This is a genomic window from Parabacteroides gordonii MS-1 = DSM 23371 (assembly GCF_000969825.1).
GTDB classification, from domain to species: Bacteria; Bacteroidota; Bacteroidia; order Bacteroidales; family Tannerellaceae; genus Parabacteroides; species Parabacteroides gordonii.
Map to the genome: position 1 here is coordinate 114,030 of NZ_KQ033919.1, position 25,790 is coordinate 139,819.

Below are 25,790 nucleotides of genomic sequence, written 5' to 3' on the forward strand. Positions count from 1 at the left end.
CACCTTGACTGCAACGACGTGGGCATACCGAGCGTGCACAAGGTTCCGGGCATGTTCCTGCCCACGGGTGTCATCAACCCGATACCTCCCGCCAGACAGATACTCACCAGCCCGGTTCCCGTCCCCCTCAACCCCATGGCGGCACTCGCCCGCAAGTGCACGGGGGCGTTCGGGCGTTTCTACAAGAAAAAGACCAGGAAGCTGGCGGACAGGCTGCACAGCAAGGTCAACGACAATATAAAGAGCAAATCCCTGAAGAACATGCTCCACAAGGCCATCTGTACGGTCACGGGCCACCCGGTGGACGTGGCCAGCGGCACGTTCTTCACCGACGAGGAGGACTTCTGGCTCGACGGCCCGGTGCCCCTGTCATGGGAGCGCACGTGGTACAGCCGCAGCGACTACCGGGGGCCTCTGGGCAACGGGTGGCACCACGCCTACGACATGGGCGTCGTCGCGGACACGGAAGAGGGCACGCTGACGCTCCGCATGAGTGACGGCATCCCGGTGGCCTTCCCCCTGCCTACATCGGAGGAACCCTCGTTCATCCTCTCCGAGCGCAAGGAAGCCCGTCTGGAACAGGACGGCGGCTACTGCGTGTGGGACATGGCCGAGGACCTCTACTACCGCTTCACGCGCAAGGAGTACGATTCCGTGCGCCTGCTTGAGAGCGTGACCGACTGCAACGGCCTGGGCATCCGCTTCGACTACACGAAAGAGGGCCTGCTGCGCTCCATCACCGACAGCGCGGGCCGCCGCCTGAGGGTGGAGCACGACACGAGAAGCGGACGCATCCTTGAAATATGCGGCCCGCATCCGGAAGATCCGGAGAAAGAAATTACCCTCGCCTCCTACGAGTACGACGCCGACGGCAACATGACCCTCCAGCGCAACGCGGCGGGCGACGTGATGACATACGAATATGCCGGAAGGCTCATCGTGAAGGAGACATGGCGCAACGGCCTTGCGTGGTACTTCGAGTACGACGGTACGGGCGTGGGTTCGCGCTGCGTGCACACGTGGGGCGACGGCGGCATATACGACCACAGGCTCACGTTCCGGGAGGGAGTGACCGAGGTGCTCGACAGCCACGGGGAGCTGACGGTGTACCACCACCGCGGCGGCCTTGTGTGGAAGAAGGTCGATGCCAACGGCGGGGAACACCTGTGGCGTTACGACGACAGTCGCCGGCTACTCGCACAGACGGACCCGCTCGGTAACAGTACCCTGTACAAATATGACCGCTGGGGGAACTGCACCGACAGCTCCGACCCGTGCGGCGGCAGCGTGTCCGCCGTGTACCCTGCCAAGGGGAACCTGCGCAACCGTCCCGTATCCGTTACCACGCCGGACGGCGGCACGTGGGAGTTCGGCTATGACCGCTCCGGCAATCTGGTGAGCCGCACCAACCCCGAAGGTGCCGTCACGAGGATGACCTACCGCAACGGTGCGGTGGCATCGGTGAAAGACCCCTACGGCGTGGCAACGAGGCTCGCCTATGACCGTTTCCATAACCTCACGGAAGCCTCCGACAGCCGGGGGAACACCTCGCTGTACGGCTACGACCTGCTGGGCAGGTGCGTGAGCGTCACCAACCCCAAGGGTGCGGTGCAGAAAAGGGAATACGACCCTGTGGGCCGCGTGGTGCGCGTGCTCGACTTCGACGGCAACGACATACGCCTGTCCTACGACGGGATAGACAACCTCACCGAATACCGTGACAACGTCCAGCACGTGGAGTACGGCTACTCCGGCATGTGGAAGCTGACAAGGCGCCGCGACCACCGGGGCGTGGTGAACTTCCGCTATGACCGGGAGGAACGCCTGCGCCGTGTGACAAACGAGAGGCTCCAGAGCTACGAGTTCACCCTCGACGCTGTGGGAAACGTCACCGCCGAGAAAGGCTTCGACGGGGCCGTCCGTCATTACCTGCGTGACAGGGGCGGACGCGTCGTCAGGGAGACGCTGCCGTCGGGAACGGAAAGGGAATACGGCTATGACGCCTGCTCGCGCGTGACGCGCGTCTCATACCCCACGGCCGGCGACCCCGACCAGACCTACGCCTACGGGCTGTCCGGCAGGCTGGTGCAGGCATCGAGGGGGGAAAGCACGGTGGAGTTCGCATACAACTCCCTGGGACTTCCGACACGGGAAACGGCCGACGGCAACACCATACTCCGCACCTACGACCATACCGGCAGGATACTCACGCTCGACAGCACGGCGGGGGCCTCGCTGCGCTACACCCGCAACGGCTACGGGGAGCTTGAGGGGTTCACTGCCACCGGCGGCAGCGACGCCGACGGCGCGGGCTCGTGGGAATCGGCACACCGCCACGACACGCTGGGCTTCGAGGTGGAACGCATCCTTCCGGGAGGCATTGTCCGCTCGTTCGCCTATGATGACATAGGCCGTCTGGTGGATGCCCGCACACGCAAGGACTCGCGCACACGGCATATGCGCCGCTACCGCTGGGGCGTCGCCGACAGGCTGTTGTCCGTGGAGGACAGCAGGCGTGGCGAGACCCGCTACTCCTATACCCCGACGGGGCAGCTCGAAAGGGCGGAATATCCCGACGGCAGGGAGCAGTGGAGGAAGAGCGACCAGACGGGAAACCTGTATCCCGACCCGGACATGAAGTTGCGCCGCTACCTCGGTGGCGGGCGGCTGGAGCAGGACGGCGAATGGCACTGCGAGTACGACGCGGACGGGAACCTGACGGAACGCTACCTCGGCACGGGAAGGTGGCTTGACGGCAAGAAGGACCGCTGGAGATACCGGTGGAACGCCGACGGCTCTCTGGCAAAGGTGGTGCGGCCCGACAAGAGGGAGGTGGAGTTCACATACGACGCGCTCGGGCGCAGGCTCTCCAAGAGCTTCGGCACGACGGTGACGCGGTGGGTGTGGAACGGCAACGTGCCGCTGCACCAGTGGAAGGAGCGCAGGGAGTACTCCGTCATGGAGGACAGGTGGAACACGGCTCCGGAACGCCGTGACATGACCGTGTGGCTCTTCGACGAGGACTCGTTCGTGCCGTCGGCGATGATAAGGGGCGGCAAGGCATACTCGATACTGACAGACCAGCTGGGAACCCCGACGGAGGCATACGATGCCGACGGCAACGAGGTGTGGAGCCGCGTGCTCGACATGGACGGCAACGTCATTGAGGAAACAGGCAACAGGGGTATGATACCGTTCCTGTTCCAGGGGCAGTACTACGACCCTGAGACCGGGCTGGCCTATAATCGCTTCCGCTACTACGACCCTAAGACAGGTGCATACATATCGCAAGATTCTATCGGGCTCGCAGGGGGAAATCCAACATTATATGGATATGTAGATGATCCGAATACTTGGATTGATGTGTTTGGATTGCACGTTCATCATATATGCACTAATAAAAATGAAGAGTGGTCTGATAAATTTAGAGAATTATTCCGTAAATATGGTTTAGGTAAATTTAAAAATGGCAATGAACGAAAAGATGTTTTAAATGATCCACTTAATAAAGTATATGTGCCAGGACACAAAGGACCACATAGTGAAGAAGGATTTCACAGCGAGATATATGATAGATTAAAACAGGCAGGAGAAATTGGTGGTGAAGAAGGTTTTAGAGAAGAATTAGCAAAAATGAAAATTGAATGTGTAACTCCAGGTACTAAAATGAATGATACTATAACTAAAAAGAAACGAATATGAATTATTATTTTCTATACACAAATTCGTCTAACAAATTATGGAAAAAATTTGTAACTTTTTCTGAGGATATACTATTAGATTCTAACGGTACTTCTTCTTTAAACGACATTGTTGACAATGTAAATAACCATATATTTATAAAAGCATTAATCAAAGGCAAAGGTATTTTGTCTAATTCTGAAACAGATTTTGTAAATACGTATTTTCCTCCTTATGCAAGAATTAATGAGATATGTATGATTAGGGAAGATATATACAATTCCTTCCCTAATATTAATATTAACGGGGGAGAAGTGTATGATGTAGATATAATTGGGGACTTCACGGTTAAATATAAAGCGTTGATTTTTAATAATATTATTGATTGTATTAATTGGGATTGTTCAAAAAATGATAACTATCCTATATATAAGGATTTAGTATTAAATAGCTCTCTAATTCCCCAAGAAATAGATGGCTTCTTTTTAAAGAACTGGAGTCCGTATGGGAGATGCTATTCAATAGTCAACGACATATTAAAAGAGTATTTATTATCCCTTCCCGAATCTCATCATTTTATTTTATTTGAAAAACTAAAAACGATTTAATTAATTTATTTAACAATAACATACCAATAATAGTCAAGAGATCGTAAATACCAAACGAATAAGCCTATTCCTTTTCAAGATGAACATAGCTTCTAAATTTACATGGATACCTCTCTACAAAGAACTATCCGACTGGCTACTTGGAAAACAGAATAGCCAACCGGAACTTATATCTACGCTAAAAGAAATCGGCATTTCCGGTTTTCGTGATGGTTCAGAAGGAGGCAAAGAGATTGTTTTGGAAGAGATCGACCCATTTACATTCTTTTCGTATCTCAACAAGTTTCACTCCGATGAAAGAAGAGTAGAAATCCTACAGGATTTAAGGCGTAAGCTAAATTTTAGTTGTCCAGAACCAACAGATGTATCAGGCATCCCGACAACACATCCCATGAAAGTACATCTATTCCCATGGAAGACAATCAGGGGCAACAATGATATAAATGTATTATGGGAATTGTTCGGACAAGTAAAAGGAGGGAAAGTAGATGAACGACTTTTTCAAACTGCATTGAACATTAAAAGTGTCGGAAAGGGAAAACTCAGCATTGTTCTGTTCTACGCTAATCCGGAAAGATATGTTCCTTTGGACTCCAACACTTCATCGTATCTAAGAAGTAAAAAACTGGGCTACACTTATGATAGTTTTGCATCATATAATGAGTTGTCAGAAAAAATAGTCAAGACTCTTGGGAAACGTCCGTGGGAGATTTCATACGAGGCATATAATTATACACCGGAGAGTGATTCATCAAGTATTGGTAGCATCCGGACTCTATTCGAGAAACTTGAAGATGAATTAGAGGACGATATGGATTACCATATCTTTTATCGAGGACAGTCAGATAAGAGTTTTGGATTGATTCCCTCCATCTATCGAGAGAAATTCTTAATCCAGAATGAAAATAGAATTTTCAGAGATATTATCGCTCAAAGTCCAGCTGATTTCAAAGGGTGTACATCTACCTTTGAGAAGTTGGTCAAGATGCAGCATTACTCCTTGCCGACACGCCTCTTGGATATTACTACAAATCCTTTGGTAGCTCTGTATTTTGCGTGCGAGAATGATGCCGTTGACGGAAAACTGTTCCGATTCGAAGTTCAAATGTCAGATATTAAATATTTTGATAGCGATGCTGTCAGTGTCGTTTCTAATATCGCCAAACGCCCAATAGATTTCAGTATCGAAGATTTGAGAGAACTGGATAGGAAGGAGTTCAACTCCGAAGAGGAAATCCAATATCTTCTGCATGAAATTAAGTACGAGAAACCTCATTTTCAGAATGTGATTGACTCAAAGGATATCGAGAGAGTCTTTTGCGTGAAACCTATGTTTGACAATCCTCGCATAATCCGGCAGTCCGGGGCATTTTTCCTTTATGGTATCAATGGCAATAAAAGCAAGCCTGCACAGCTTAACTTCAGATACAAAATGTACATCATCAATAAAGCGCAGAAGCAGAAGATCAGGAAGCAGCTTGAAGCCCTCGGCATAGATAAATCAACGTTGTTCCCAGAAGTCGAACACGTGGCCGAGCATATAAAGGACAAATACCATCTGTCTAAATAATCTTTTCCCTCATTTTAAAAAACAAGCCGAGCTATTACGCGGATAGCTCGGCTCTCAACTTGAAAAAATTACATCAAGTCTTAATCTTGTGGTACATCTTGAACTTGCAGGCATTTCTCTACTTTGTATAAATAATACTTAGAAGGGAGGATAGCCTGTAAATAGAGTTTCTTCTATTTTGCTGGTTAATAAATTTAATTGATTGTTTGTTATGTTCAAAGGAAAATTCTATATTTGCGAAATATGATATCCTCTTTCTTGTCTTGAAAGCGGTCTGACTGCTTTAACCAAGGCGAAATGTCTTGGTTTTATAATAAATAATAAGATCAGCATGGCAGAATTAAAGGCAACCGTGTGCTTGCAAGGGAAGGATATAGAAGTGATTTCATCACATATTGAATTTAACCGCAAGACAGATAATAAAGGAAGGCCAGTGACAAATGTTATTGGCGGACGTATTACCATAACCGTTGAATCTACCAGAGAAACTACTATTCTTGAAGCAATGGTAAACAGTCCTTTCAAAGCGATAAGCGGCAAGGTGATTTATTACAACACTAAGGATAATTCAATCTTTCGTGTCGTGGAGTTCAAATATGCGTATATCGTATATTACAAAGAGGTTTACAATGTTGACAGGAAACGCCAAATGTATTCCACCATCACATTTTCTGCGGATATTATTATGATAGGAGACGCATGTTTAAGCAATCAATGGTAAGACTGACGATTCCTGCAAGCCTTTATTGGATCTTTCAAAGAAGAAACATGAAATTTAGTTGTTTGGATATTATTGTATTAAGAAATATCACTAACTTTGTTCATTGTGGATGTGGTGATAATGGATTTGCAGCGTCGTTTACTATTTCAATATTTAATGTTCTTATTGCTACATTTTTGTTTTCCAATGGAGTTAAAATAGAATTATGTTAATAACAAAGGTATGAATACTTTGATTCTTGATTTTTTAAACAGCTATGCTGATAATACTAATCCTCAGTATGCCGTGATGCTGAAAGGAAAATGGGGATGTGGCAAAACTCATCTTATAAAAGAATGGAAGAAGAGGTTTGATGGAACCGCAGATACCGACGAGGAAATTACGCTAAAGCCCATTTATATTTCGACCTATGGAATGGATAGCGTGAATGACATCAAGACAGCTATAGATAGGGAATTAAATCCTTTCTTCTATTCGAAAACGGGGCGTTTCATAAAGGGAGTTTTGAAATTAGCCGGTAAGGTAGTCTTCAAGACAAGTATGGATTTTAATGAAGACTCTAAAGAGGATGGTTCCTTTTCCGCAACACTGGATTCGTTGTCGTTACTACAAGTGAAAGACGACAGTATAAAAGGTGTAAAGTTTCTGATATTCGATGACATCGAAAGGTGCCTGATAGAGATGAAGGAATTGTTAGGCTTTATCAACTATTTTGTAGAGCATTGTAATTGTCATGTTGTCGTAATTGGAGATGAGAACCACCTTGAAAAACTTCCCAAGGCTGTATTGGATGAGTTTAAGGAAAAGACCATAGGCAAGGAATTTGAAATACAACCTGACATAGAAGAAGCCATCGAATACTTCCTTGGCGAAGTACCGGTATCCGATTATTTGAAAGAAATGCGTGATTTCATTATTGCCTGTTTTAAGTGTACAAAATCCGACAACTTACGGGTTTTGAGACAATGTTTATATGATTTTAAAAGCCACTTAAACAAACTTCCTCCCGATCTGGTTGAAAAGGATAATATCTTTCTTAAAAATATTCTTGGGTCATTTATTGCAGTGTATGCAGAGTATAATAATAGTGAGAATAAAGAGGTAATTTGTAATTGGAGTAGAGATTGTCGGATTTCTCTACTCCAAGATAATAATGAGGATAAGCAAAGGATACAGCATCTAAGGGAAAAATATCACTCTTTAAACAAAGAGCTAATTTATGATGTCTTAAATCCGGAGTATGTTACGGCTATTATACACTATATTATTACAGGTGCTCCACTTGTAGAATTTATTGTTACGGAGATAAGGGATAAGCAAAAAGAATTGAAACCTTGGGAAATGTTATCCGGCTTTTTCGATATGGAGCAGCAAAAACTTGAAAGTATTTGTCAGGACACTATAAAATCCATATTGGATAGAGAGATAAAAGACGCTTATCAACTTGGTTATAGTATTGCGTATCTATCATATTTTCATGCTATTGGCATTTTCTATTTTATACAGGCTTATGTCTCTTTAATAAAAGTAAGAATAGCAGAAATAATTAATAGTCAAACCAGTTTAGAGGAACTTTATCAGCTAAGAGGGCTTTTTATTAGTGGATGTAATTATGTAACCACAGATTCCAAGACCTCCATAACGGATGATATTGTGGACTATTTCTTGCAGAAGATGAAATCAAAGATAAATGAGTTGCCGGATCAAATGCAAAAAGCACTGCGTAATTTGACTGAAGGAACAGTAGAACAACTTATAATCATAGACAGATTGCCTTATCCAGATAAAAGTTGTACATACGAACTTCGTGCTATATTTGCATATGAAGATGCCAATGCTCTTTTTGATGCTATCTGCAAACTAAGCAATAAAAGCAGAAATACTTTTACGCAATTTCTTGCTTATCATTATAATTTTGACTATGATTTACAAGATGTGGGAGACAGATATAAGGCAGATGTTCCTTGTTTACTCAAGTTGAAAGATTTGGTCGGTAATGAAATCAGTATATCAAAAGGAGTGGATAAACTTGCCTTCATAAGATTAAAAGATGCCTTGATTGAAGCTATTAGGAGGTGTGAAGGCAAAAGTGATACATTGCCACCAATGTAGAAGCTAAAAATGGCGTATCGCAAAAAACGGATATGCGATGAAAGAATATTATCTCTATTTGACTAAAAACAGAAGATATTAATAGCTATAAATGAGAATGGGTGGTGGCGGGGAATCGGGAGGTTATAAAGGGAGAAAGGATGCCATAAAAGAGTAGAGCCGTCGGCAGACCGGAGCGCAAAAAAATCCCTCTGCCCAGTCATCGCGACCATGCAGAGGGAACGGTTGAATTATGATTATGTCAAGCAGCTTCGGCAATAGCTTCGTGTTTGGCAGCCTGCGGTTGTTCGGCCTCTTTCAGGCTTTCATCAATCCTGTGCTGGAGTTCCTTACATTCCTGTTTGAGCCTTGACAGTTCATCGGCTTTGCTCCACTGACGGCAAATGATGTCCTGCAATGTGGGAATTTCGCTTTCTATCCGCTCTACCGCCTTTTGTTGCTTCTCGATAAGAGAGGGCAATTTGCTTAATGCTCCATGCGGATATTGTGCCGACTCAACAAAACCAAGCGGCAGCGCACCGCTCAGACCGCATCGGTATTTCAATCCACTTATACCCTCTACAAAGAATGTATTGCGGTCAAACGTACCGTCCATATTATACTCGCTATGCACCAACAAGTTTAGCCCTGCATACGTGCCAACTGTACCATACGCTCCGTTGCGGTAGGTCTTGGCGATACGGTGCAACTCCCGGCCAACTTCCTCGGTACTGGCTTGCGGCAAGTTCAAAAGCAGGGTTGCCTTTGCCCCATTATACGAGTTGATGTATTCCAAATCCCTCTTGAAATCGGCCTCAGTACGCTTTGCCTTTTCGATTTCTCCCTGACCGGCAGCTATTTTACGCTCGGCACGGATGCGTTCTTTCTTGAAAATAGCCTGTTCCTTTTCAAGCTGCATAATCTTGTTGTCGAGCTTCGTCTTGTTCAGCAAGTCGTTATTGCCTGACAGAATAGCCACGAACTCGGCGAAGTTCATACCGCTGTCCTCATCCATGCCTCCCTCGTCAATACGACGCACGGCGATTGTGCCGTTGTTAATTTGATTGATAAACATCTGCTTGTTTCTCAACAGATTGAACTTGTAGGCGTCAAGGGTCTTTTCCGTGCCGTAAATTACAATATCTACCACATTGCCACCCCACAGCTTTACAGTGTTGCCTTTGCGTACCGCCCTGCCGTTTCGTTGCTCCATGTCAGCAGGTCGATCGGGTAGGTCAAGGGCATTACTGCCCTCTTCCCCCCTCAGAACCGTACATGAGGGTTTCCCCTCATACGGCTCAAGCTTTTCTAAGTCTCTGTTCGTGTGCAGAGACCGGCTCATACTACTTCTTGTTTCCATTGGTTTTACGGGATAATTTGAAACATTCATCATGAACCAACAGATTACATTTCCGTCCGTCTTGGACGGTTGGCATTACGTTCCATGCCTTATGCGTGTCAATCGGTTCACCACATATCGGACATTTCCGACCTTGCTTTTCCCATAGGTAAAGCAGGGACTTACGTCCTTTCAGTGTCACAAGCATCTTTGACTTCATTCTTTTATTGAAGTACAGGCGGCAGTCTGCGTCAAACGGATTCATGTCCCCCTTTATCTGCGTATATTGCAGGAAAGGAAACGAAGATGCCAGTTTCAACAAGGTAAGTTGGTCTTCTTTGCCGTTTGATTTCTTGAACTTAGCCGCAAAAGTCCAGCTGTTCCCTCGGATATTGTGCCAATAACGGTCTTTTATCCACCGTTTCCCTTTCTTGGAATGACGGCGTTTAGCCCATTGCCACAAGGCGAGAAATATCTGATGGTCAATTCTGTGAAAAGAATCACGTGTCGCCCCATGCTGATAATATGCTCCCCATCCTCGGATTTTAGCATTCAACATCCTGATTAATGATTCCTGCTTGCAACCCTTATGACCTTTTGTCACCTTACGGATATTCTCCATAAAGCGTTTTTCGGCTTTCTTGGTCGGCTTGGTCAATATTTCATTGCCGAATTTGCGGATGTTGAAACCGAGAAAATCGAAACCGTCACGGATATTGGTTATCACCGTCTTTTCTTCTGATAAGGTCAGACCTCTTTCAGACATAAAGTCGGCTACCAATGGCTTGATTTCCTTTTCAAGTGTTTCACGGTTCTCGCAGGTAATTATAAAGTCATCAGCGTAACGGACAAGATTCACCATTGGCGAATATAACTTACCTTTGATTCTAACTCGTTTATATTTCTCTGCAAGGACTTTCTGCAATCCGTCCAATGTCATATTGGCAAGCGTGGGAGAGATAATGCCACCTTGTGGCGTTCCCTCCTCTGTCGGGAACATCTGTTTGTTGAAGATATAGCCGCATTTCAACCATTTTCGGAGTATTGCCTTGTCCATAGGGATGTTGGCAAGCAGCCATTCATGGCTGATATGGTCGAAGCACCCCTTTATGTCACCCTCCAGAATCCATTCGGGAGAATAGCCTTTTCGGAGAATGTTATGGCATTGCATTACCGCGTCCATACAGCGGCGTTCCTTGCGGAAACCGTATGAACGTGAGTCGGCTGTTGTTTCCGACACTGGTTCTAATGCCATAAGGTAGAGTGCTTGCATGGCTCTGTCTTTCATTGTCGGTATTCCCAACGGTCGCAGTTTGCCATTACTCTTTTTGATGTGGACTCTTCTCAATGGCTTCGGCTGGTAGCCTCTGCGTTTGAGTTCGCTTATCGCTTGTGTTTTTGCTTCGGGTTTCTCCCATGTTTCCATGTCCACTCCGGGGGTGTTGCCACCTCCGTTAGAAGTAACTCTCTTTACGGCTAAGGCTTTTGCGTAAAAAGAGTGGGTCAGCGTCCACTGCAAGGCTTTCACCTTGTTGTATCTGCCTTCCTTCTGAGCCTTTACAATTCGTGCTTGTAGCTTTCTGACAGCCAACTCCGCTTTAGTCCAGTCTATTCTGTCCCAAAGTGTTTGCTGATTGTCAGCAGGCGCACACGATGTCTTGTTTTCGTTCATTTGCTTTCCTCCTTTTGAAAGTTCTAAAAGTTAATTGTAAAGAATCACCATTTGACAACATTCGGTTTGATTGCCTACCTAATGTCGTCACAGAAGTCTGCCCACTTTCGTGTCGGATGATGTCGCCCACATCAGCCCGTGATGTCGGTTCAATCCGTATCCGCTCCATTACAGAACGGCATTCGCTTTTTCTGTTATCTTATACCTGCACACCATTCGGCTTTCATTGCTGTCAGCTTACCTGCCATTTTTACATGACAGGAGATATACAGGCTTACCATGTTCCACATAGATAACTAACGGATAGGTTAGGTTCTGTCTCATCCTCCGGCGGTGCTTATATCCGTGTAATCCTACCATGGAGAGGATTAACCGACCGCTTCCCTTTTGGGTAGAGTGTGCCAGTATCTTACACTCTTTCGTGACATTACGAAGTTTACTAACAGTTCGCTTGCGCTAACCATACTATCCAGCCTCGCCACTCTACGGTATGATACTAACCGTACTTGACTTCCCCTCACGGTTCTGTCTTGTCTTGCGAAAGTGTACTTTGTCCCGTCCGCTTAATACAACATTAAGGTGCACCGGTCGGTAGGCTACCGCTGACGGAACAGCGGGTTAAAACTGATACCCGTAAGTATCATTCCAACAATTATCTATGCGACTTCATGTCGCACCCAAGGTATTTCAAGGTGATGCACTGCCACAGCCCTTTGCTGGGCGTTCACACCTGTGCCTAACATGGTCGTACTTCCAAAAAGAACTCGCACCTTGCCGTTGTTCATTTCTTCAAACAGCTTTTTTCTTGCCCTCTCGGTAGTGGCGCATTGGATAAACTGTATTTCATCAGCAGGAATACCGAGTTGTACCAACTTTTCTTTGATGTCGGCATATATGTTCCATTCGTTCGGTTTGTATGTACCAAGATCGCTGAACACGAACTGTGTACCCCGATTGTCATTCGAGCGTATATAGTAGTCATAGATTGTCCTCGCACAGATAGAAGCCTTGTTATCGGCATCATCCTTGAACTTGCAACCCAACAAGCGCATATCAAGAGCCATTTTTCGGGCTACATTGGTCGCAACCAGCATTTTTGCCTTATCGAGATTGTCGGGTTGCGGAACGTCAAGTCCCAAGTCCTTCCACTGGCCGCTACCGGCAAAAGAAATCAAGCGTCCTATCATTTCCTCCTGCTCGATTGTCGGGGGATAAGAGAGGAAACGCACGTTCTTCTCAGGCACGTCAAGATTTATCATGTCGGCTGTACAGTAATCCGTAATCTCACGCAGGAACATTGCCAGCTCCGGTACTTTGATGTAAGTACGGAAACGCTCTTTGCGCTTCACCGAGCCTGTCACATTCAACTCATAATCTGCCGTTTTCTTTGTGAATATGGCTGCCCACGCATCGAAACAGCTAATCCGTTGCCGTTGAAGCTCCTGCGGACGCAAATACTTGAACATCACATATAGTTCGGTAAGGGCGTTCACGACCACCGTACCCGACAGAAACGTAGCCCCAAGGTCACGACCTGTACGAAGTTGGATGTCACGAATGGCGAACAAGAGGTTCATTGCCCTTTGAGAGCCTTTGGTGTTGCCGATACCTGCCACACGGTTATGGCGTGTCTGAAACATTAAGTTCTTGAAAATATGGCACTCATCTACAAAAATATGGTCTATTCCCATTGTGTGGAAGTCCACAGCATCGTCTTTCCGATTATTGATTTTCATACGCAGTTCTTGTAATTTAGCCCCAAGGTTCTGTTTGCGCTTTTCTAATCCCTCCTGCATCTTTCCGCTACGGTAACGCATGGTGGACTGCTCCAAAAATTCAAGGTTACGTTCCACATCGGCAAGCTCTTCCGTGAATATATCTATCATGGTCTCTTCTGACTGCGGTATCTTGGCGAACTGGTCGTGGGTCAGTATGATGCAGTCCCAGTTGTTGTTCTTGATTTTTGAAAAGACCTCTTGCCTGTTGGCAAGGGTAAAATCTTCCTTGCCCGGATAGAGAACTTTGGCCGTAGGGTATGCCTTGCGGAACGTATCAGCAATTTCGTGCACATTCGCTTTCAGTCCGATAATAAGCGGCTTGTGTACCAGTCCGAGACGTTTCATTTCGTAAGCGGTAACACACATTATCATCGTCTTGCCTGTGCCTACCTCATGCCAACAGATACCGCCTCCGTTCTGCTTAATCATCCAGATAGCATCTTTCTGTGAGGGATAGAGGCTATCGTATGGAAATTGCCCGAAAGAGAGCTGCGGAAAGGTTTGTGCCGAACCGTCATAGTGCGGCCTAACATAGCAGTTGAAACGCTCGTTATATACCCTTACCAGCTCGTCCCGAACCTCTATCGGCTGCCTGTCAAGCCAGCAGTTGAAACGGTCTCTAATCTCCTGTATCTTGGTGGCTGCCTCTTGTATGGCTTCCTCGTCCGGCACACGCACCTTATCACCATTGCGGTATATCTTTTTCGTAATTTCGGGTACAGTATCATGCAGGGCATGAACAAACAAATCCTCACCGTTATAGTTGCGGACGAAATAGGTGTTGTAAGCCACCGGAGAGTAACTTTGCAGACGTACCATGTAGGTGTCGTTCACATCGAAATACATTACACTTGTCTCTACCTTGAAAAGTTCAGTTGCAAAATCGGCGTATAACTTTGTGTCAATCCAACGCTCGCCCATGTTAATATCGAGTTCCTCGTAGGGTATCGCTTCGGGTGTCGCATCCGCCAAAGCCCTTACAGCAGTTTCCGTCCAATCTTTTTCCCTGTCCGTGAGTTCGGACAAGTAAGAACCTATCTCCTTGCATTTGGCTATGACATTGCCTGAAAGGAACTTGCCTTTATGCTCCCACTCCCCGATAGCGGGATTGTAAAATATTTCACCTTTGAGGTCGCCGATGATTTCTTCCTCGGCACTGTCCGTGGACTGCATCAGGTAGTCCATATCAACCTTGCCGTAGAAATTCAAGCTGCTTGCCAACGCTTCAATCGGTGTCAGCCGTTTGTTCGGGTCTATCTTCTTGAACGCCACAGGTTCACGCATGATGTCGGACTTGACTAAATCTTTTCCAAGCTGCATTTCTATTGTAAAGACTTCCACACCGAGGCTGTCAAGCATGATAAACTCCTTGTTGTCGTTCTCGTGGAAACAGCCCCATTTGGCAACAAAGGCATCGTATCGGGCGTTCAGCTCTCTACGCAATCCGTTATCCTCTTTTTGTTCTTCCCTTTCTTTGATTGACAGTTCAAAGTATGCTTTGCGTATAGGAAAATAATCTTTCGCCCTATCTGTATTGACCTTACCCTCGTCCACCGGCACAAAATCAATGGCTACCTCTTGATAAAGACTTGATTTTCGATATTGGATAGTACCCACCTGGCCCTCAAACAGTACCATTGCGCCGTCTTTCATCCATGCTTCCACCCCATCCGTGTAGGCTCGTTTACCTTTTTCTACTTGTTTCATCGCTACATTCCCGAAAAGGGACATTTGCATATGTTCGCTGCCCTGTCCGTTCCCTGTGAAAAGACTTTTGCGGAAATATCGACCAAAGTCGAGTTTCAGCAGTGCGGCGAGATATTGCGACATGGCATTTTCATTTCCCTGCCATTGGTATTTGCGCACATATTTTCCGTATTGGTTCTGTACAATGCGGCTACCTGTTGCAAGGGTAGTTTTCGGCATGGTAAACAATTTGTTGGCGTATTCGGTCATTGTGCCTATGGCGTCCGCCTTTTCCCTGCCTACTTGTAAAAACAGTTGTTCCCGTTGTGAGAGTACCGTCTTGTGCGTGTGCTTTTGGAATATCAGCAGGTCACTGCCTACCTCTATACCGCTTGTCTGCATGAAAAGCATATCGGGCAGACGGATTGCACTTATCAGGTCTGCATGATTTACAAGATATTCACGCACGAACTTGTTACCGGGCGTGTCGGCTATGCCCCTCGATGTGATGAAAGCCAATAATCCACCCTCATTCAACAACTCCATCGCTTTGACAAAAAAGTAGTTGTGTATGGTCTTGGTGGCCTGTTCGTACATACCGCCTTTCTTCCACAGCTCCGCATCGAATACCCGGAAATTGCCAAACGGGATGTTGGAGGCTATGACATCGAAAGTTGTATGCTCAAAACCTTGTTCTCCAATGGTTTCAAATGCAGCCGTCCGTGTTAGCGTGTTCTCATGGAGCAGGGAAAGTATCATCCCCGAAATGAGATCTTTCTCAATGGCATAGTCATACGTGCCGGACATGGCTATGGGCAGAAAACCGCCTATACCTGCACTCGGTTCGAGAAATGAACGCATTTTGAGGCCGTTTTCGCTGAACGTGGCGTGTATCTGCCGCACCACTGCATCAACAAGGAATTTAGGAGTGTAAAATGCTGTCAGTACAGATGCTTTGATACCCTCTATGACATTGTGTCGCATGGGTTCTGTGAAATGAGGGTAAGCATTGATTAACTCCTGCAATCTTTGTATCGGTTCTTGCATATCACCACCTATGGGCTTGTCCGTACCTATATTCAACACTTCTTTGATACCCCCGAAACCAGAATATCGGGATAAAATTTCTTTTTCTTCCGCAGTGGCCTGCCTGCCTTGAACTTGGATTTTCATTGCCGTTTCTATGGCTTCCACGTTCGCTACCAATGATTTCAATTTGTTGTAACTCATAATTTAACCTTTCTTTTTTTCCCTTTTTTCGGCCTGTTTGCGACCTTTGGGATTTATTTTCTGCCTCCAAAAGGTGGCGGAAACAATCTGACAAGGCTGATGCGGAAAAATACGCTCGACAGACGGAGAGGAAGATTTTTACGGCTCACTCGCAGCGGAACGCCGGCATTGGCAAGATTGGAGCAGCCTATTACCTTTGCGGGAAAATAAGTCCACGAGAGGTCGCACGGCAGCAGCAAAACGATAATAAATGACAATCAAATAGAAAGGGATGAATAAAACTGTAAAACAGGGGTGTTAAAACAGGGTAACGGACAATCGGAACGGATTGCCCGTACTATAATCGGAGGAAGGTGAACTATAAAGGGAGGTGGAATCGGGTGGATTGGCCCATCTCTTGATAATTGCAGACTATTACTCTCAGAATGACGACTATATTAAATGTCGTAAAAAAATGCAACGGACTATTTTTTTTGTATCATGAGCGTATTATTCAGCAAATTAGTTGTATCTTTGTAATCGCATAGATTTTTTTGAAATGAAAACAGCTATACAGATTGCTAAAATAAGAGCAGTGGTACTCTACATCATGCAGAGTTTCACTCAAGGAGTGGACTATATAAAGTTATTTAAAATACTTTATTTTGCCCAACAGGACCATCTTGTCAAATATGGCAAAGTGATTGTCGAAGACTCTTTCAGAGCATTGAAGCATGGCCCGGTGCCAGCCTATACCTACAAGGCACTGCAAATTGCAGAAGGCAAACCCTTGGATGGGAATTTTGACGAGTTCCTTTCAGACATAGAGGTTCGTGACAAGAAGGTATATACTTCTGCCGTACCCGATATGGACTATATATCAGGTGCCAACAAACGTTGTCTTGACGCTGCTATCGCTAAATATAAGGATACAGACCCTTATGACTTGTCCGATTTGTCGCATGACTCGGCATGGGAAGAAGCGATGACACGCATTCAGGATGATCCTCAAAAAAACTTCATTACCATTATAGATATAGCCCGGGCAGGAAAAGCTACCAAGGACATGGTAGATTATATCCGAGAAAAGCAGATTGTCAAGAACGCTTTATCTTAAATCAAATGGACGACAAAACCGGTGCATTGGAAAAGCTGAAAGCTATAATGGCCAAAGCTGAGCAAGTAGATATGTCATCAGTCAAAATTGGTGACATTATTTATGTCCCCTTGGACGAAGAGGACGGACTGATACTAAAAGACGGATATAAAGACCGCAATAAATATATTGTTATTATCGGCTTTACTCCGGAAGGTGTCGCTATCGGTGCTTTACTGATAAATTCGGAAATAGATTCTTCCAAGAGGTCGGAAGAGCTACTGGACTGCCAATATTCTTTGATGGTTCGGAACTATCGTGATATTCTGGACTATGACAGTTGGCTGGATTGTTCCGATATATTCGAACTTTCAAAATTAAAAATCACGGAAAAGAACGGTAAACTGAAAGGTTGCCTGATTTCCGAAGACAGGGAACGGGTAATGCAGTTTCTAAGAGAGACAGAGGTGTTCGATAATGCAACTAAAAGACGTTATGGCATTATTAAATAATGGCGTTAAATCATAGGGAATGGATAGAATAGGTTTAGATACCAGAATTTCAAGGAAAGAATCGTTTCTATTGGCAAATGACGGTTTGTATTTAGGCAGATTGTCGTTGAACACATCTACTCCTGATTCCATATCCAACAACGAGAATATATACGGTAGTCACTTTTCAAGTATATCTTTCAAGAATCGGTATTCCATATATGGAAGTCCCAGTTCATCGTTAAGTCCATACAATCCGAATACATTAACCCCACCAGTTATTTATTTAAGAGGTGAGAAAATCGGTTGTTTGAGTAAAAATGTGAATCTTACAAATCGTGTAGATCTGGACGTGCTTAATGACTGGATGATAAGTCAGCGATTATTTGATTAGTTTTCCATACAGAAAAATACATAAGTTTCCAATCGTAAATTGGGAACTTATGTATTTAGTAGGTCAAATGCTGATGCCGTCCTATAAAACGACTGGAGTTATCGTTGTAAGTAATAACTTCTTCAGACATCATTAATCTCTACTTTCCAATCTTATACATATTATCACGGGAGTCAAACCGCACACCGCAAAAAATGTAGTCAGGTGTACGCACTGCCCTTGCCGTGTATATATCCTTGCAGTTGCATTCTTCAAGGTATCCTGCCAAACTATCCACCATAATAGCGCAACTTAACTCCGCTGTTTGATGCTTGAACCGCCTGCCGTTTATTTCGACTAACACATAAGGGGCAAAAAAATCAAACGGGCTATTGCTTTCGGGGGATAAGATACCGATGTCTATGAGTCTGACAGGATTTAACTTTTCGTCCTTTGCCTTGTCGTTGTCCTTTTCAATTTGTTCACGTAGCAAGCGGAGATAGCAATCTTTCTTCGCTTCAAAGGTATGTATCGACTTAATCCACTCACGAATCCGTTTCTTAAAGTATGCCATACTATTGGAAACAAAGAGCGTTATCCGTCCGTCTATGACAAAACCGTAATCGGTCATACCACTCCATTTACCCATACATTTATGGCGTACAGGTTCCCATGTCTTGCCTCCTACAAGGGCAACAAATTCATCTACTGCTGCTTTCTCTTTCCTTTTCATTGTATATAGTTTTTAAAATTCAGGAATAGTTGCTTTCTCAATCAAAACGTTGTCGGCATAATACTCAATCGCCCCCGTAGTAACACCAATATCCTGACAAGCTGTTCTGAGATAGTTTTGATAGTCGTTTCCAGAAAAGTTCTTACCACATAAGTTTTTGAAAATCATCGGAATGGATATATCGTCTGTACTCGATAGTATCACTTTGCCATTCTGCCTAATCTCTGTTTTCATAATGTTATTTTTTTATTGTTACTATTTCCCTTTGTTCAACCTGTTTGCGACCTTTGGGATTTATTTTTCTGCCTCCAAAAGGTGGCGGAAACAATCTGACAAGGCTGATGCGGAAAAATACGCTTGACAGACGGAGAGGAAGATTTTTGCGGCTCACTCGCGGCGGAACGCCGGCATTAGCAAGATTGGAGCAGCCTATTACCTTTGCGGGAAAATAAGTCCACGAGAGGTCGCACGGCAGCAGCAAAACGATAATAAATGACAATCAAATAGAAAGGGATGAATAAAACTGTAAAACAGGGGTGTTAAAACAGGGTAACGGACAATCGGAACGAATTGCCCGTACTATAATCGGAGGAAGGTGAACTATAAAGGGAGGTGGAATCGGGTGGATTGGCCCATCTCTTGATAATTGCAGAATGACGACTGTATTAAATCATGGGGAATGAGTAAGTCTTTTTGATAAGGCAGAATGCAGTTCGGAACAGGCAACCTGAAAAACAATGTTTTTTGTTTGCTTATCCGCCAATTTTTCGTTATCTTTGTCAAAATGAAGACAGCAGACGGTACTTTCGGGTACGGTCATTGTCGTGACATGGAAGATTCATACTCGGCTTGGAAACAGGCGGAGATTGATATACATATTATACGTTCACTGAACGTCTTGGAATAGAAAACTGACACTTATCAAAAAGACAAGATGTATAGCAAAATATTCATACTGTATGTTTATACAGCAAGGGTTTGCTTATCTGCCTTTTAGGTATGGCAGTACCTCTATTCCGGAATAGCGTAGGTTCATGCTGTTCTTTAGGGTGCAAGGTGGACATAATTCTTAAAAACACATTGAATATGAAACAGATTTCCTTGCACGTGTATCAGTCCATCGACGGTTGTCCGGCTCCTTCGGACAAGCATTTTGATGCGGCTGTGGATGCCTCCAGTTGTGTGCTGATTGACGAAGAAACTTACCTGCGTATTTATATGAACCATTTGGGTTGGCCGATTACGGCGAAAGAGACTTTGGTTGTGACGAACGGCGGCATCGACCTGACGGAGAATGAACGAGTGAAGTTCATCCAAGGAGATGCAGTGGCAGAACTGAGACAGATGAAGGAAGACGGCGACGGTATGGTGGTGGCTTACGGTGAGGAAATCGGGGCTTTACTCTTGGATAACGGGCTGGCGGACGAAATCACAGTGACAACCGTTCCGGTACTAATCGGCGGCGGCGAAAAGGCATTGGAATGCGGATTGAATGACGGCAGAGCTTGGATTGTGCGGTCAAATAAGGTGCTGGTGGACGGAAAAATGAGGACGGTGTACGGGAAGGTCTAATATGACAAATAGATATTATAGCAAAAGTGCAGCAACCAATTGCTGCACTTATTTATAAAAAGACGTGCCTTAAACATGCTAAATAGGCGAAAAGTAAGGCAAGTATATTACTTTTTAAGCCGAATACTAAAAAAGGTAGAGAAAGATATAAGGAGGATGGAGCCTCCGAAGATATAAAAATACAGCAACACCAACTAAACCGGCACATAGGTAAAGCCGGGCAATACATCAGAACTAATAGCGTACTTTGCCATATCACGCTATGGCTGACAAAACAGCCTTTACATGAATGGCAAAGGAGTCACCGCTACGGCTCGGAATATGCGAAAACAAGATGGCTGTTATACGATTGAGCTGCCATAGAGATTTAGAACTTTTAGTCCATTCGCTGTAGCCTTACGATAAGTATAAAACGTACCACCCTTGGGTTTGCCGTCATACCAGGCAATAAGAGACGAACTTTGAAAAACCATATAGTCGTTGCGTCGAAGCAAACAGCCATGGTAGTAGTGTTCGCTCAGGATGATAACATCATCCGAGTTACAGAGAATAGTATCATACCGGGCTTTCATCGCATCGTTCCACCGCTCGGATTGTCCGCGATACGGTACTACGGCAATAACTTGCAGACCTGACAATTCGGACTGCAACGCAAGAGCAACTTCTGCCGCCAGCATATCAAACCCCATGGCACAACCACAGTAAAAATGACGATAACCTCCAGCGTATGCCTTGGTTATCGCTGCCTTTAATTGCAGCTTCAGTTGCTTCCTGTATAGGAATGGAATATTGCGGTGTCCACTGAAGCAAACGGACACTGCCTTATCATACTTTGTCTGGGTCATATTATTTCACTTTGTAATGGGTTCTTGCGAGGAATATACCTCCGAGTACATTAGCACCAAGGCTTTCAAGCTGATTGGCATAGGTAGCATAACTCAGCCCTTTGGTTATCACATCATCAAAGACTACCACAGACCTGCCGTTGAAAAAGGCCGAATCAAACTCAATGACGTTTACCTTACGGACTTCTTTCTCTGCCTTACGGTTTTCGTGAATGGTTAGCCTCTCACCACTCACTGATACATGGTCATAACCATTGATAGCTCCCGTCAGTTCGCATACTCTTTGGCAGAATGCTTTGTAACGTATCTCGTTCTTCTTATCGGTGGATGCCGGTACGGGAGAAAATACAATGTTAGTACATGATGTTCCATAACGTTCGGTCATGTTGGCTGCCGTGCGTTGAGCAACCTCTTCGTATGCCCGTCCATCCTTGAAATCAAAGACTAACTTGCGGTCTGCTATCTCACGCTCACTCACATTGCGTATGCGTGCAGGAAAATACTTACAGAACCATGCCTGTGGCTTGTCCAACTGTTTTTGAAGTTCTATGTCTATCGTCTTTGCCATAACTCTGATAATTTTTCTTTTTCCCTCTTTTTGAAGGCTGTTCAGCCTGCTGAGGGATATTTTCTGCCATCAACTGCCGCCCAAGAATACCGATAAGACAAAACGGGGACAAGAAATACGCTCTGACGTGTCAGAGGAAGATTTTTCGTTCCAGCGATAGTGGCGATTTGATGTTTGGTAAAAGGCGGCTTACTTTGCGGAAAATATGACTACAGCAGAGCTAACCGACAAACAGAATATGCTTTCTTACTACAGGCGGTTGTCATATAGACATGTAGAATAGGTGCAAGATTTATAAAAGGAATGGGTGGGCAGTGGAACGTCTGTGGCTTGCCGGTCCAAACTTCCCGATGAAGTGACCATACAACTTAGTCTCAAATCTGGCGAAGCGTAAACCTTGGCAGTTTGTGACCGAGGTGTACGGTCTTTTCATGTTTGGCTTCCGTAAAGAGTCTTTCACTCACCCCATAGCAGCTCTGCTGCCATAAGGTGAGTGAATGTCTCTTGCGGACAAGTCCTGTGACGCTCCGCTGATGGTGTGGGGCGAAGCTATAAAAACAAACAGACGGCATTGCCGGTTACAAAAGAACAGATAGCAGAGGTCGCTGCAAGGACAACAGATTGGCTTGATTGACACTTGTGGCAAATATGCCATCGTCCTTGCTTTATCCCAAAGACTGGTACACAGCATATAGCAGACTTGTATGCCATTTGCCGTGTACCGGTCAGGGCGAACATCTTCTATAAAAGTTGAGCATGTACAATTAAAAGAGGAAATTGTATGGGTAAGACTTTATGATATAAAAGTGATATGGCTTATAAATTATCGGTGCTATTTTAGATTAGTGCCACGATTTTGCTAACTTTGCAAGTGAGTGAAAACGAATTTGATATAAGTAATGAAGCCATAACCCCCATATCCGATTATGTCGAAATACACCGTAATGTTGTAAATAACCAGATTGAAACGGGCTGCTTCATTCAAATAAAAATACGATGAATGCAAGACTATTGTTCATACTCCTGCTTTTCACAATTGGGGCATTGTGGTATATTATCGGCTACTGGCGACGAAAAGCAGGAGAAGCGGCATTCGCCGCCGCACGGTTGACCGAAAAGAGCGAGGAACGTGAACGTTACTGTCGTCTGGCGGTAATGGCCGGTCATCGGGAAGCCTGCCGTATGTTCTGTCTCTTGCATCCCGAACGGTTTGATGGCCATTCTCCCCATAAGCCGTTCAAGTTACGAGGCATCCGAATCTCCTTTTACGGATATTACTATCCGTCACGATACAATGCGCTGCTCAATGATGAACAGAGGGCTTTCTGCCATTCCATCTACCAGTTCAAACAAGGAGATATACACGGAATCGAGTTCTTTAAAACGTGTATGAATGCCTTGCAACTGAAAAAGAGACCTTACCATATAATGTTCATGCCGTGTAGCAACTGGATAAAATACGGTCAACGGTTCAAACGGCTCGACTGGTACATCGGAAAGCACCGACAGGATTTAACTTCAGGACTGTACGACGTTGATATTTGCGATGCACGAGAAAGCCTGCATGAGGCCAAAGGTGGAGAGAAGCGTATCCTCGAACGAAACTACCTCATTACCGGAAAAATCAAAGGGAAAGAGATTATCATCATAGATGATGTGCTGACAACCGGGCAAAGCGTGGTGGATTACAAGGAAGAGATAGAACGGTGCGGTGGCAAAGTAGTGGCGGCTATCTTCTATGGCAAGACGCTCTCCATGCCTTCGATGCTCCTTGTACAAATACACGTCTGGGGCAACCATATTGCCCATATTATTGAACGGATGACAAAGTAACCGGAACGTTTTCAGCCCTTTTCACTTCTCTTTTACAAACCTGCCAATGCTGATATACACTCCTGCCGGATGGATTGGATATAATCGAGTATAAGCGAGGGGCTGATACTCCTGCCATTGAGTTTGCAGGTGATATGCAGGTGTTCGCCGGTGCTGCGTCCTGTGGAGCCGGTAATGCCAACCACATCACGAGGATGAACTATTGCCCCTTTGACGATAAGAATTTTAGAGAGATGACAATAACTGACGGTGTACCTACCATGCCGCAAGGTTACATACTTGCCGGAAGTCTTGTCCTGTCCGACCTTCACGACCACACCCTCCATCATGGCCATCACCTTGTCGCCACGTGCGCGCAAGTCCAGTCCGCCATGAAATTTACTCTTTCCCGTAAACGGGTCCTTACGGTAGCCATAAGGCGAAGTGACCTTGATATAACGTAACGGGTAACTTACACTCAAGTAACGATCCATCCACTTTTTCTTATCCATATCTGCGGATACCGGGATACCTGTTGAAACTTCCTGTACGGAAATCTCGCTTTCGGATGCCGGTTCCGCTTGGTCTAACCCCATATCCAATACCTCCATCTTGTAGCGTGTTGGGGTAACGGCAACGGTATTGAATTGTGCTTTGGCTGGCGTGATACATAATGAGACACCCGTCATCATCAATAATAAAATCTTTCTCATGGCAGCAAAGTTAGCACGCTCTTCTTATGGTCTGTCCATTGCCGACTGTTTTCTCTCCAAATATAACTATTTAATCAATTTTGAATATGATTATTTGCGAAAAATCATATTCAAAACATTAAAAATACCACTTTATAATCACTTATAAAGAAATGTTTTAGTCATCAGATAAGAAATCGCTCTATATTTGCTGAGTATAATTTTATAACATCGTTCAGAATATGAAAAAAGAACAATTTGAGTTCAACGAACTGCCTTATCCGACATTGGCCCGCTTTGGGCTTACCCAAGAAATGATTGAAGATTTGCCCCTGTGTATCCTGAAAGAAATCGGGAAAGGCGGCTACTCGCCGGTACTGCCCATGCGTGTCACTAACGAGAATGGCGAAGTAATCGAGAGTCGCAGTCGGTTTGCCTTTATCCGTATGGATAGCGGCGAGGTGGATGTGGTTTTTTATCCCACACTGAAGTCGTCACCACTGGAATGCTACAACGAGGAGCAGCAAAAACAGTTGCTTGACGGCAAATCCATCATTGCAGACGTGGCTATGGCGGACGGACGACGCAGTAAAGCTTTCGTGCAAATCGACGAGGAAACAAAACAGGTGATGTATGTTCCGACACCCATCATCGCCCGTAACCTGAAAGTGCTGGCAGAGGTAATGCACTTAGGTACAGTAGAAGTTAACGGAATGCAGCATGGTGAGCCTCTGACGGTGGCAGTGGATGGCGAACCTGTCACGGTAGGCATCGACCTTCACAACAAGACGGGCATCCGTTTCTGCGCAGGTGACGCGCAGAAATGGAAAGAACAACCCAAGCGTGAATGGGATAAGTACACCTTCGGTTGCTACGGTTGCTGGGTGATGGATGATGACGGCAATCTCGACTACGTTCCAGAGGAGGAATACACAGAAGAACTGTGGAACGAACAGAAGAAAAGCGGTGAACGTAACCGAACGGCAGGTATTCACAAATAAAACCTATTTAATATAAGCGTATGGCACAACAGAAATATTATCCCGAAGAGATTCTCGTCGAGAAGATGCAGAGCGGCGAATACGGCTGGCTCGATTACATCAACCATTTTTCTGCCGAGTGGCAGGAGGAGTACGCCCATTACTGTGAGGAAAAAGGACTCACGGTCTGCGAAGATTCTGCCGCCGGGTTTGTCCGTTTCAAAGACGAACAATTGGAAGCGGCTATGAAATACGGCAACGCATAACAAGTAA

Annotated in this window: 19 protein-coding genes and 2 pseudogenes; 13 read left to right on the forward strand and 8 right to left on the reverse strand. The window is 45.3% G+C overall.

Features of this window, described 5'->3' with window-relative positions; translation table 11 throughout:
• The 5 genes from HMPREF1536_RS00530 to HMPREF1536_RS00550 all read left to right on the forward strand — a co-directional run.
• Positions 1-3,702 (forward strand): DUF6531 domain-containing protein (locus HMPREF1536_RS00530; RefSeq protein ID WP_046151774.1); only part of this gene is annotated, 3,702 nt, incomplete at its 5' end.
• Complete coding sequence (locus HMPREF1536_RS00535) at positions 3,699-4,289, forward strand: hypothetical protein (protein WP_011203032.1); 591 nt, start codon at positions 3,699-3,701, stop codon at positions 4,287-4,289. The genes HMPREF1536_RS00530 and HMPREF1536_RS00535, both read left to right, overlap by 4 nt.
• A gap of 85 nt (positions 4,290-4,374) precedes the next feature.
• Positions 4,375-5,859: an FRG domain-containing protein gene (locus HMPREF1536_RS00540; protein WP_028730510.1), complete on the forward strand. Its 1,485-nt coding sequence runs from the start codon at positions 4,375-4,377 to the stop codon at positions 5,857-5,859.
• A gap of 331 nt (positions 5,860-6,190) precedes the next feature.
• Positions 6,191-6,580 carry a type VI secretion system tube protein TssD gene (gene tssD / locus HMPREF1536_RS00545; protein ID WP_011203034.1) on the forward strand — a complete coding sequence of 130 codons (390 nt, stop codon included), beginning with the start codon at positions 6,191-6,193 and terminating at the stop codon, positions 6,578-6,580.
• 222 nt (positions 6,581-6,802) lie between these two features.
• Positions 6,803-8,692: a P-loop NTPase fold protein gene (locus HMPREF1536_RS00550; RefSeq protein WP_011203036.1), complete on the forward strand. Its 1,890-nt coding sequence runs from the start codon at positions 6,803-6,805 to the stop codon at positions 8,690-8,692.
• Positions 8,693-8,933: 241 nt separating this feature from the next.
• On the opposite strand, the pseudogene HMPREF1536_RS00555 reads toward HMPREF1536_RS00550, so the two are convergent.
• The 3 genes and pseudogenes from HMPREF1536_RS00555 to HMPREF1536_RS00565 all read right to left on the reverse strand — a co-directional run.
• Positions 8,934-9,911 (reverse strand): annotated as a pseudogene (locus tag HMPREF1536_RS00555) (DNA methylase); the annotation flags it as partial.
• A 103-nt stretch (positions 9,912-10,014) separates the two neighbouring features.
• Positions 10,015-11,682: a group II intron reverse transcriptase/maturase gene (gene ltrA, locus HMPREF1536_RS00560; protein ID WP_028730512.1), complete on the reverse strand. Its 1,668-nt coding sequence runs from the start codon at positions 11,680-11,682 to the stop codon at positions 10,015-10,017.
• A 677-nt stretch (positions 11,683-12,359) separates the two neighbouring features.
• Positions 12,360-16,376 (reverse strand): annotated as a pseudogene (locus tag HMPREF1536_RS00565) (N-6 DNA methylase); the annotation flags it as partial.
• Between the two features lie 538 nt (positions 16,377-16,914).
• Here HMPREF1536_RS00565 and HMPREF1536_RS00570 point away from each other — a divergent pair.
• From HMPREF1536_RS00570 to HMPREF1536_RS28370, 3 genes are read left to right on the forward strand one after another with little or no spacing between them, the layout of a single operon-like run.
• Complete coding sequence (locus HMPREF1536_RS00570) at positions 16,915-17,472, forward strand: Panacea domain-containing protein (protein ID WP_004308669.1); 558 nt, start codon at positions 16,915-16,917, stop codon at positions 17,470-17,472.
• Between the two features lie 5 nt (positions 17,473-17,477).
• Positions 17,478-17,963, forward strand: a complete 486-nt coding sequence (locus tag HMPREF1536_RS00575) for a hypothetical protein (RefSeq protein ID WP_011203038.1) — start codon at positions 17,478-17,480, stop codon at positions 17,961-17,963.
• Between the two features lie 19 nt (positions 17,964-17,982).
• Complete coding sequence (locus tag HMPREF1536_RS28370) at positions 17,983-18,336, forward strand: hypothetical protein (protein WP_011203039.1); 354 nt, start codon at positions 17,983-17,985, stop codon at positions 18,334-18,336.
• Positions 18,337-18,475: 139 nt separating this feature from the next.
• Here HMPREF1536_RS28370 and HMPREF1536_RS00580 read toward each other — a convergent pair whose 3' ends face one another.
• On the reverse strand, positions 18,476-19,048 hold the full coding sequence (locus tag HMPREF1536_RS00580; RefSeq protein WP_004308671.1) for a hypothetical protein: 573 nt from the start codon (positions 19,046-19,048) through the stop codon (positions 18,476-18,478).
• 12 nt (positions 19,049-19,060) lie between these two features.
• On the reverse strand, positions 19,061-19,282 hold the full coding sequence (locus tag HMPREF1536_RS00585) for a DUF7688 family protein (protein WP_011203040.1): 222 nt from the start codon (positions 19,280-19,282) through the stop codon (positions 19,061-19,063).
• A gap of 472 nt (positions 19,283-19,754) precedes the next feature.
• Here HMPREF1536_RS00585 and HMPREF1536_RS00590 point away from each other — a divergent pair, with 472 nt between their 5' ends.
• Together HMPREF1536_RS00590 and HMPREF1536_RS00595 are read left to right on the forward strand one after the other, a co-directional pair.
• Positions 19,755-19,955: a hypothetical protein gene (locus HMPREF1536_RS00590; RefSeq protein ID WP_011203041.1), complete on the forward strand. Its 201-nt coding sequence runs from the start codon at positions 19,755-19,757 to the stop codon at positions 19,953-19,955.
• Between the two features lie 179 nt (positions 19,956-20,134).
• Positions 20,135-20,620 carry a dihydrofolate reductase family protein gene (locus tag HMPREF1536_RS00595; protein WP_004308674.1) on the forward strand — a complete coding sequence of 162 codons (486 nt, stop codon included), beginning with the start codon at positions 20,135-20,137 and terminating at the stop codon, positions 20,618-20,620.
• A gap of 341 nt (positions 20,621-20,961) precedes the next feature.
• On the opposite strand, the gene HMPREF1536_RS00600 is transcribed toward HMPREF1536_RS00595, so the two are convergent.
• The gene (locus HMPREF1536_RS00600) at positions 20,962-21,465 is read right to left on the reverse strand and encodes an SLOG family protein (RefSeq protein WP_004323417.1); all 504 of its coding nucleotides are present in this window, start codon (positions 21,463-21,465) and stop codon (positions 20,962-20,964) included.
• A gap of 1 nt (position 21,466) precedes the next feature.
• Entirely contained in the window at positions 21,467-22,033 is a 567-nt protein-coding gene (locus HMPREF1536_RS00605) for a type I phosphoribosyltransferase (RefSeq protein ID WP_004323418.1), read from the reverse strand.
• 996 nt (positions 22,034-23,029) lie between these two features.
• Here HMPREF1536_RS00605 and HMPREF1536_RS00610 point away from each other — a divergent pair.
• Positions 23,030-23,866, forward strand: coding sequence for a phosphoribosyltransferase family protein (locus tag HMPREF1536_RS00610; protein WP_004308677.1), 837 nt, complete (start codon positions 23,030-23,032; stop codon positions 23,864-23,866).
• A 32-nt stretch (positions 23,867-23,898) separates the two neighbouring features.
• Here the strand turns inward: HMPREF1536_RS00610 and HMPREF1536_RS00615 are convergent, their stop codons facing one another.
• Positions 23,899-24,558 (reverse strand): M23 family metallopeptidase, encoded by a 660-nt coding sequence (locus tag HMPREF1536_RS00615; protein ID WP_004323419.1) that lies wholly within the window; start codon positions 24,556-24,558, stop codon positions 23,899-23,901.
• A gap of 221 nt (positions 24,559-24,779) precedes the next feature.
• Between HMPREF1536_RS00615 and HMPREF1536_RS00620 the strand changes: the two genes are divergently transcribed.
• Both HMPREF1536_RS00620 and HMPREF1536_RS00625 read left to right on the forward strand, forming a co-directional pair.
• A complete protein-coding gene (locus HMPREF1536_RS00620) occupies positions 24,780-25,538 on the forward strand; it encodes a DUF4099 domain-containing protein (RefSeq protein WP_011203043.1) in 759 nt (252 codons plus the stop codon).
• A 20-nt stretch (positions 25,539-25,558) separates the two neighbouring features.
• Positions 25,559-25,783 (forward strand): hypothetical protein, encoded by a 225-nt coding sequence (locus HMPREF1536_RS00625; protein WP_005836766.1) that lies wholly within the window; start codon positions 25,559-25,561, stop codon positions 25,781-25,783.
• The last annotated feature ends 7 nt before the right edge of the window (positions 25,784-25,790 follow it).

Coding starts and splice junctions, on each gene's coding strand:
- HMPREF1536_RS00620 (WP_011203043.1), top strand. CDS start 24,780: ATGAAAAAAGAACAATTTGAGTTCAACGAACTGCCTTATCCGACATTG.
- HMPREF1536_RS00575 (WP_011203038.1), top strand. CDS start 17,478: ATGGACGACAAAACCGGTGCATTGGAAAAGCTGAAAGCTATAATGGCC.
- HMPREF1536_RS28370 (WP_011203039.1), top strand. CDS start 17,983: ATGGATAGAATAGGTTTAGATACCAGAATTTCAAGGAAAGAATCGTTT.
- HMPREF1536_RS00625 (WP_005836766.1), top strand. CDS start 25,559: ATGGCACAACAGAAATATTATCCCGAAGAGATTCTCGTCGAGAAGATG.
- HMPREF1536_RS00580 (WP_004308671.1), bottom strand. CDS start 19,048: ATGAAAAGGAAAGAGAAAGCAGCAGTAGATGAATTTGTTGCCCTTGTA.
- HMPREF1536_RS00535 (WP_011203032.1), top strand. CDS start 3,699: ATGAATTATTATTTTCTATACACAAATTCGTCTAACAAATTATGGAAA.
- HMPREF1536_RS00605 (WP_004323418.1), bottom strand. CDS start 22,033: ATGGCAAAGACGATAGACATAGAACTTCAAAAACAGTTGGACAAGCCA.
- HMPREF1536_RS00610 (WP_004308677.1), top strand. CDS start 23,030: ATGAATGCAAGACTATTGTTCATACTCCTGCTTTTCACAATTGGGGCA.
- HMPREF1536_RS00600 (WP_004323417.1), bottom strand. CDS start 21,465: ATGACCCAGACAAAGTATGATAAGGCAGTGTCCGTTTGCTTCAGTGGA.
- HMPREF1536_RS00550 (WP_011203036.1), top strand. CDS start 6,803: ATGAATACTTTGATTCTTGATTTTTTAAACAGCTATGCTGATAATACT.
- HMPREF1536_RS00590 (WP_011203041.1), top strand. CDS start 19,755: ATGCAGTTCGGAACAGGCAACCTGAAAAACAATGTTTTTTGTTTGCTT.
- tssD (WP_011203034.1), top strand. CDS start 6,191: ATGGCAGAATTAAAGGCAACCGTGTGCTTGCAAGGGAAGGATATAGAA.
- HMPREF1536_RS00595 (WP_004308674.1), top strand. CDS start 20,135: ATGAAACAGATTTCCTTGCACGTGTATCAGTCCATCGACGGTTGTCCG.
- HMPREF1536_RS00615 (WP_004323419.1), bottom strand. CDS start 24,558: ATGAGAAAGATTTTATTATTGATGATGACGGGTGTCTCATTATGTATC.
- ltrA (WP_028730512.1), bottom strand. CDS start 11,682: ATGAACGAAAACAAGACATCGTGTGCGCCTGCTGACAATCAGCAAACA.
- HMPREF1536_RS00570 (WP_004308669.1), top strand. CDS start 16,915: ATGAAAACAGCTATACAGATTGCTAAAATAAGAGCAGTGGTACTCTAC.
- HMPREF1536_RS00585 (WP_011203040.1), bottom strand. CDS start 19,282: ATGAAAACAGAGATTAGGCAGAATGGCAAAGTGATACTATCGAGTACA.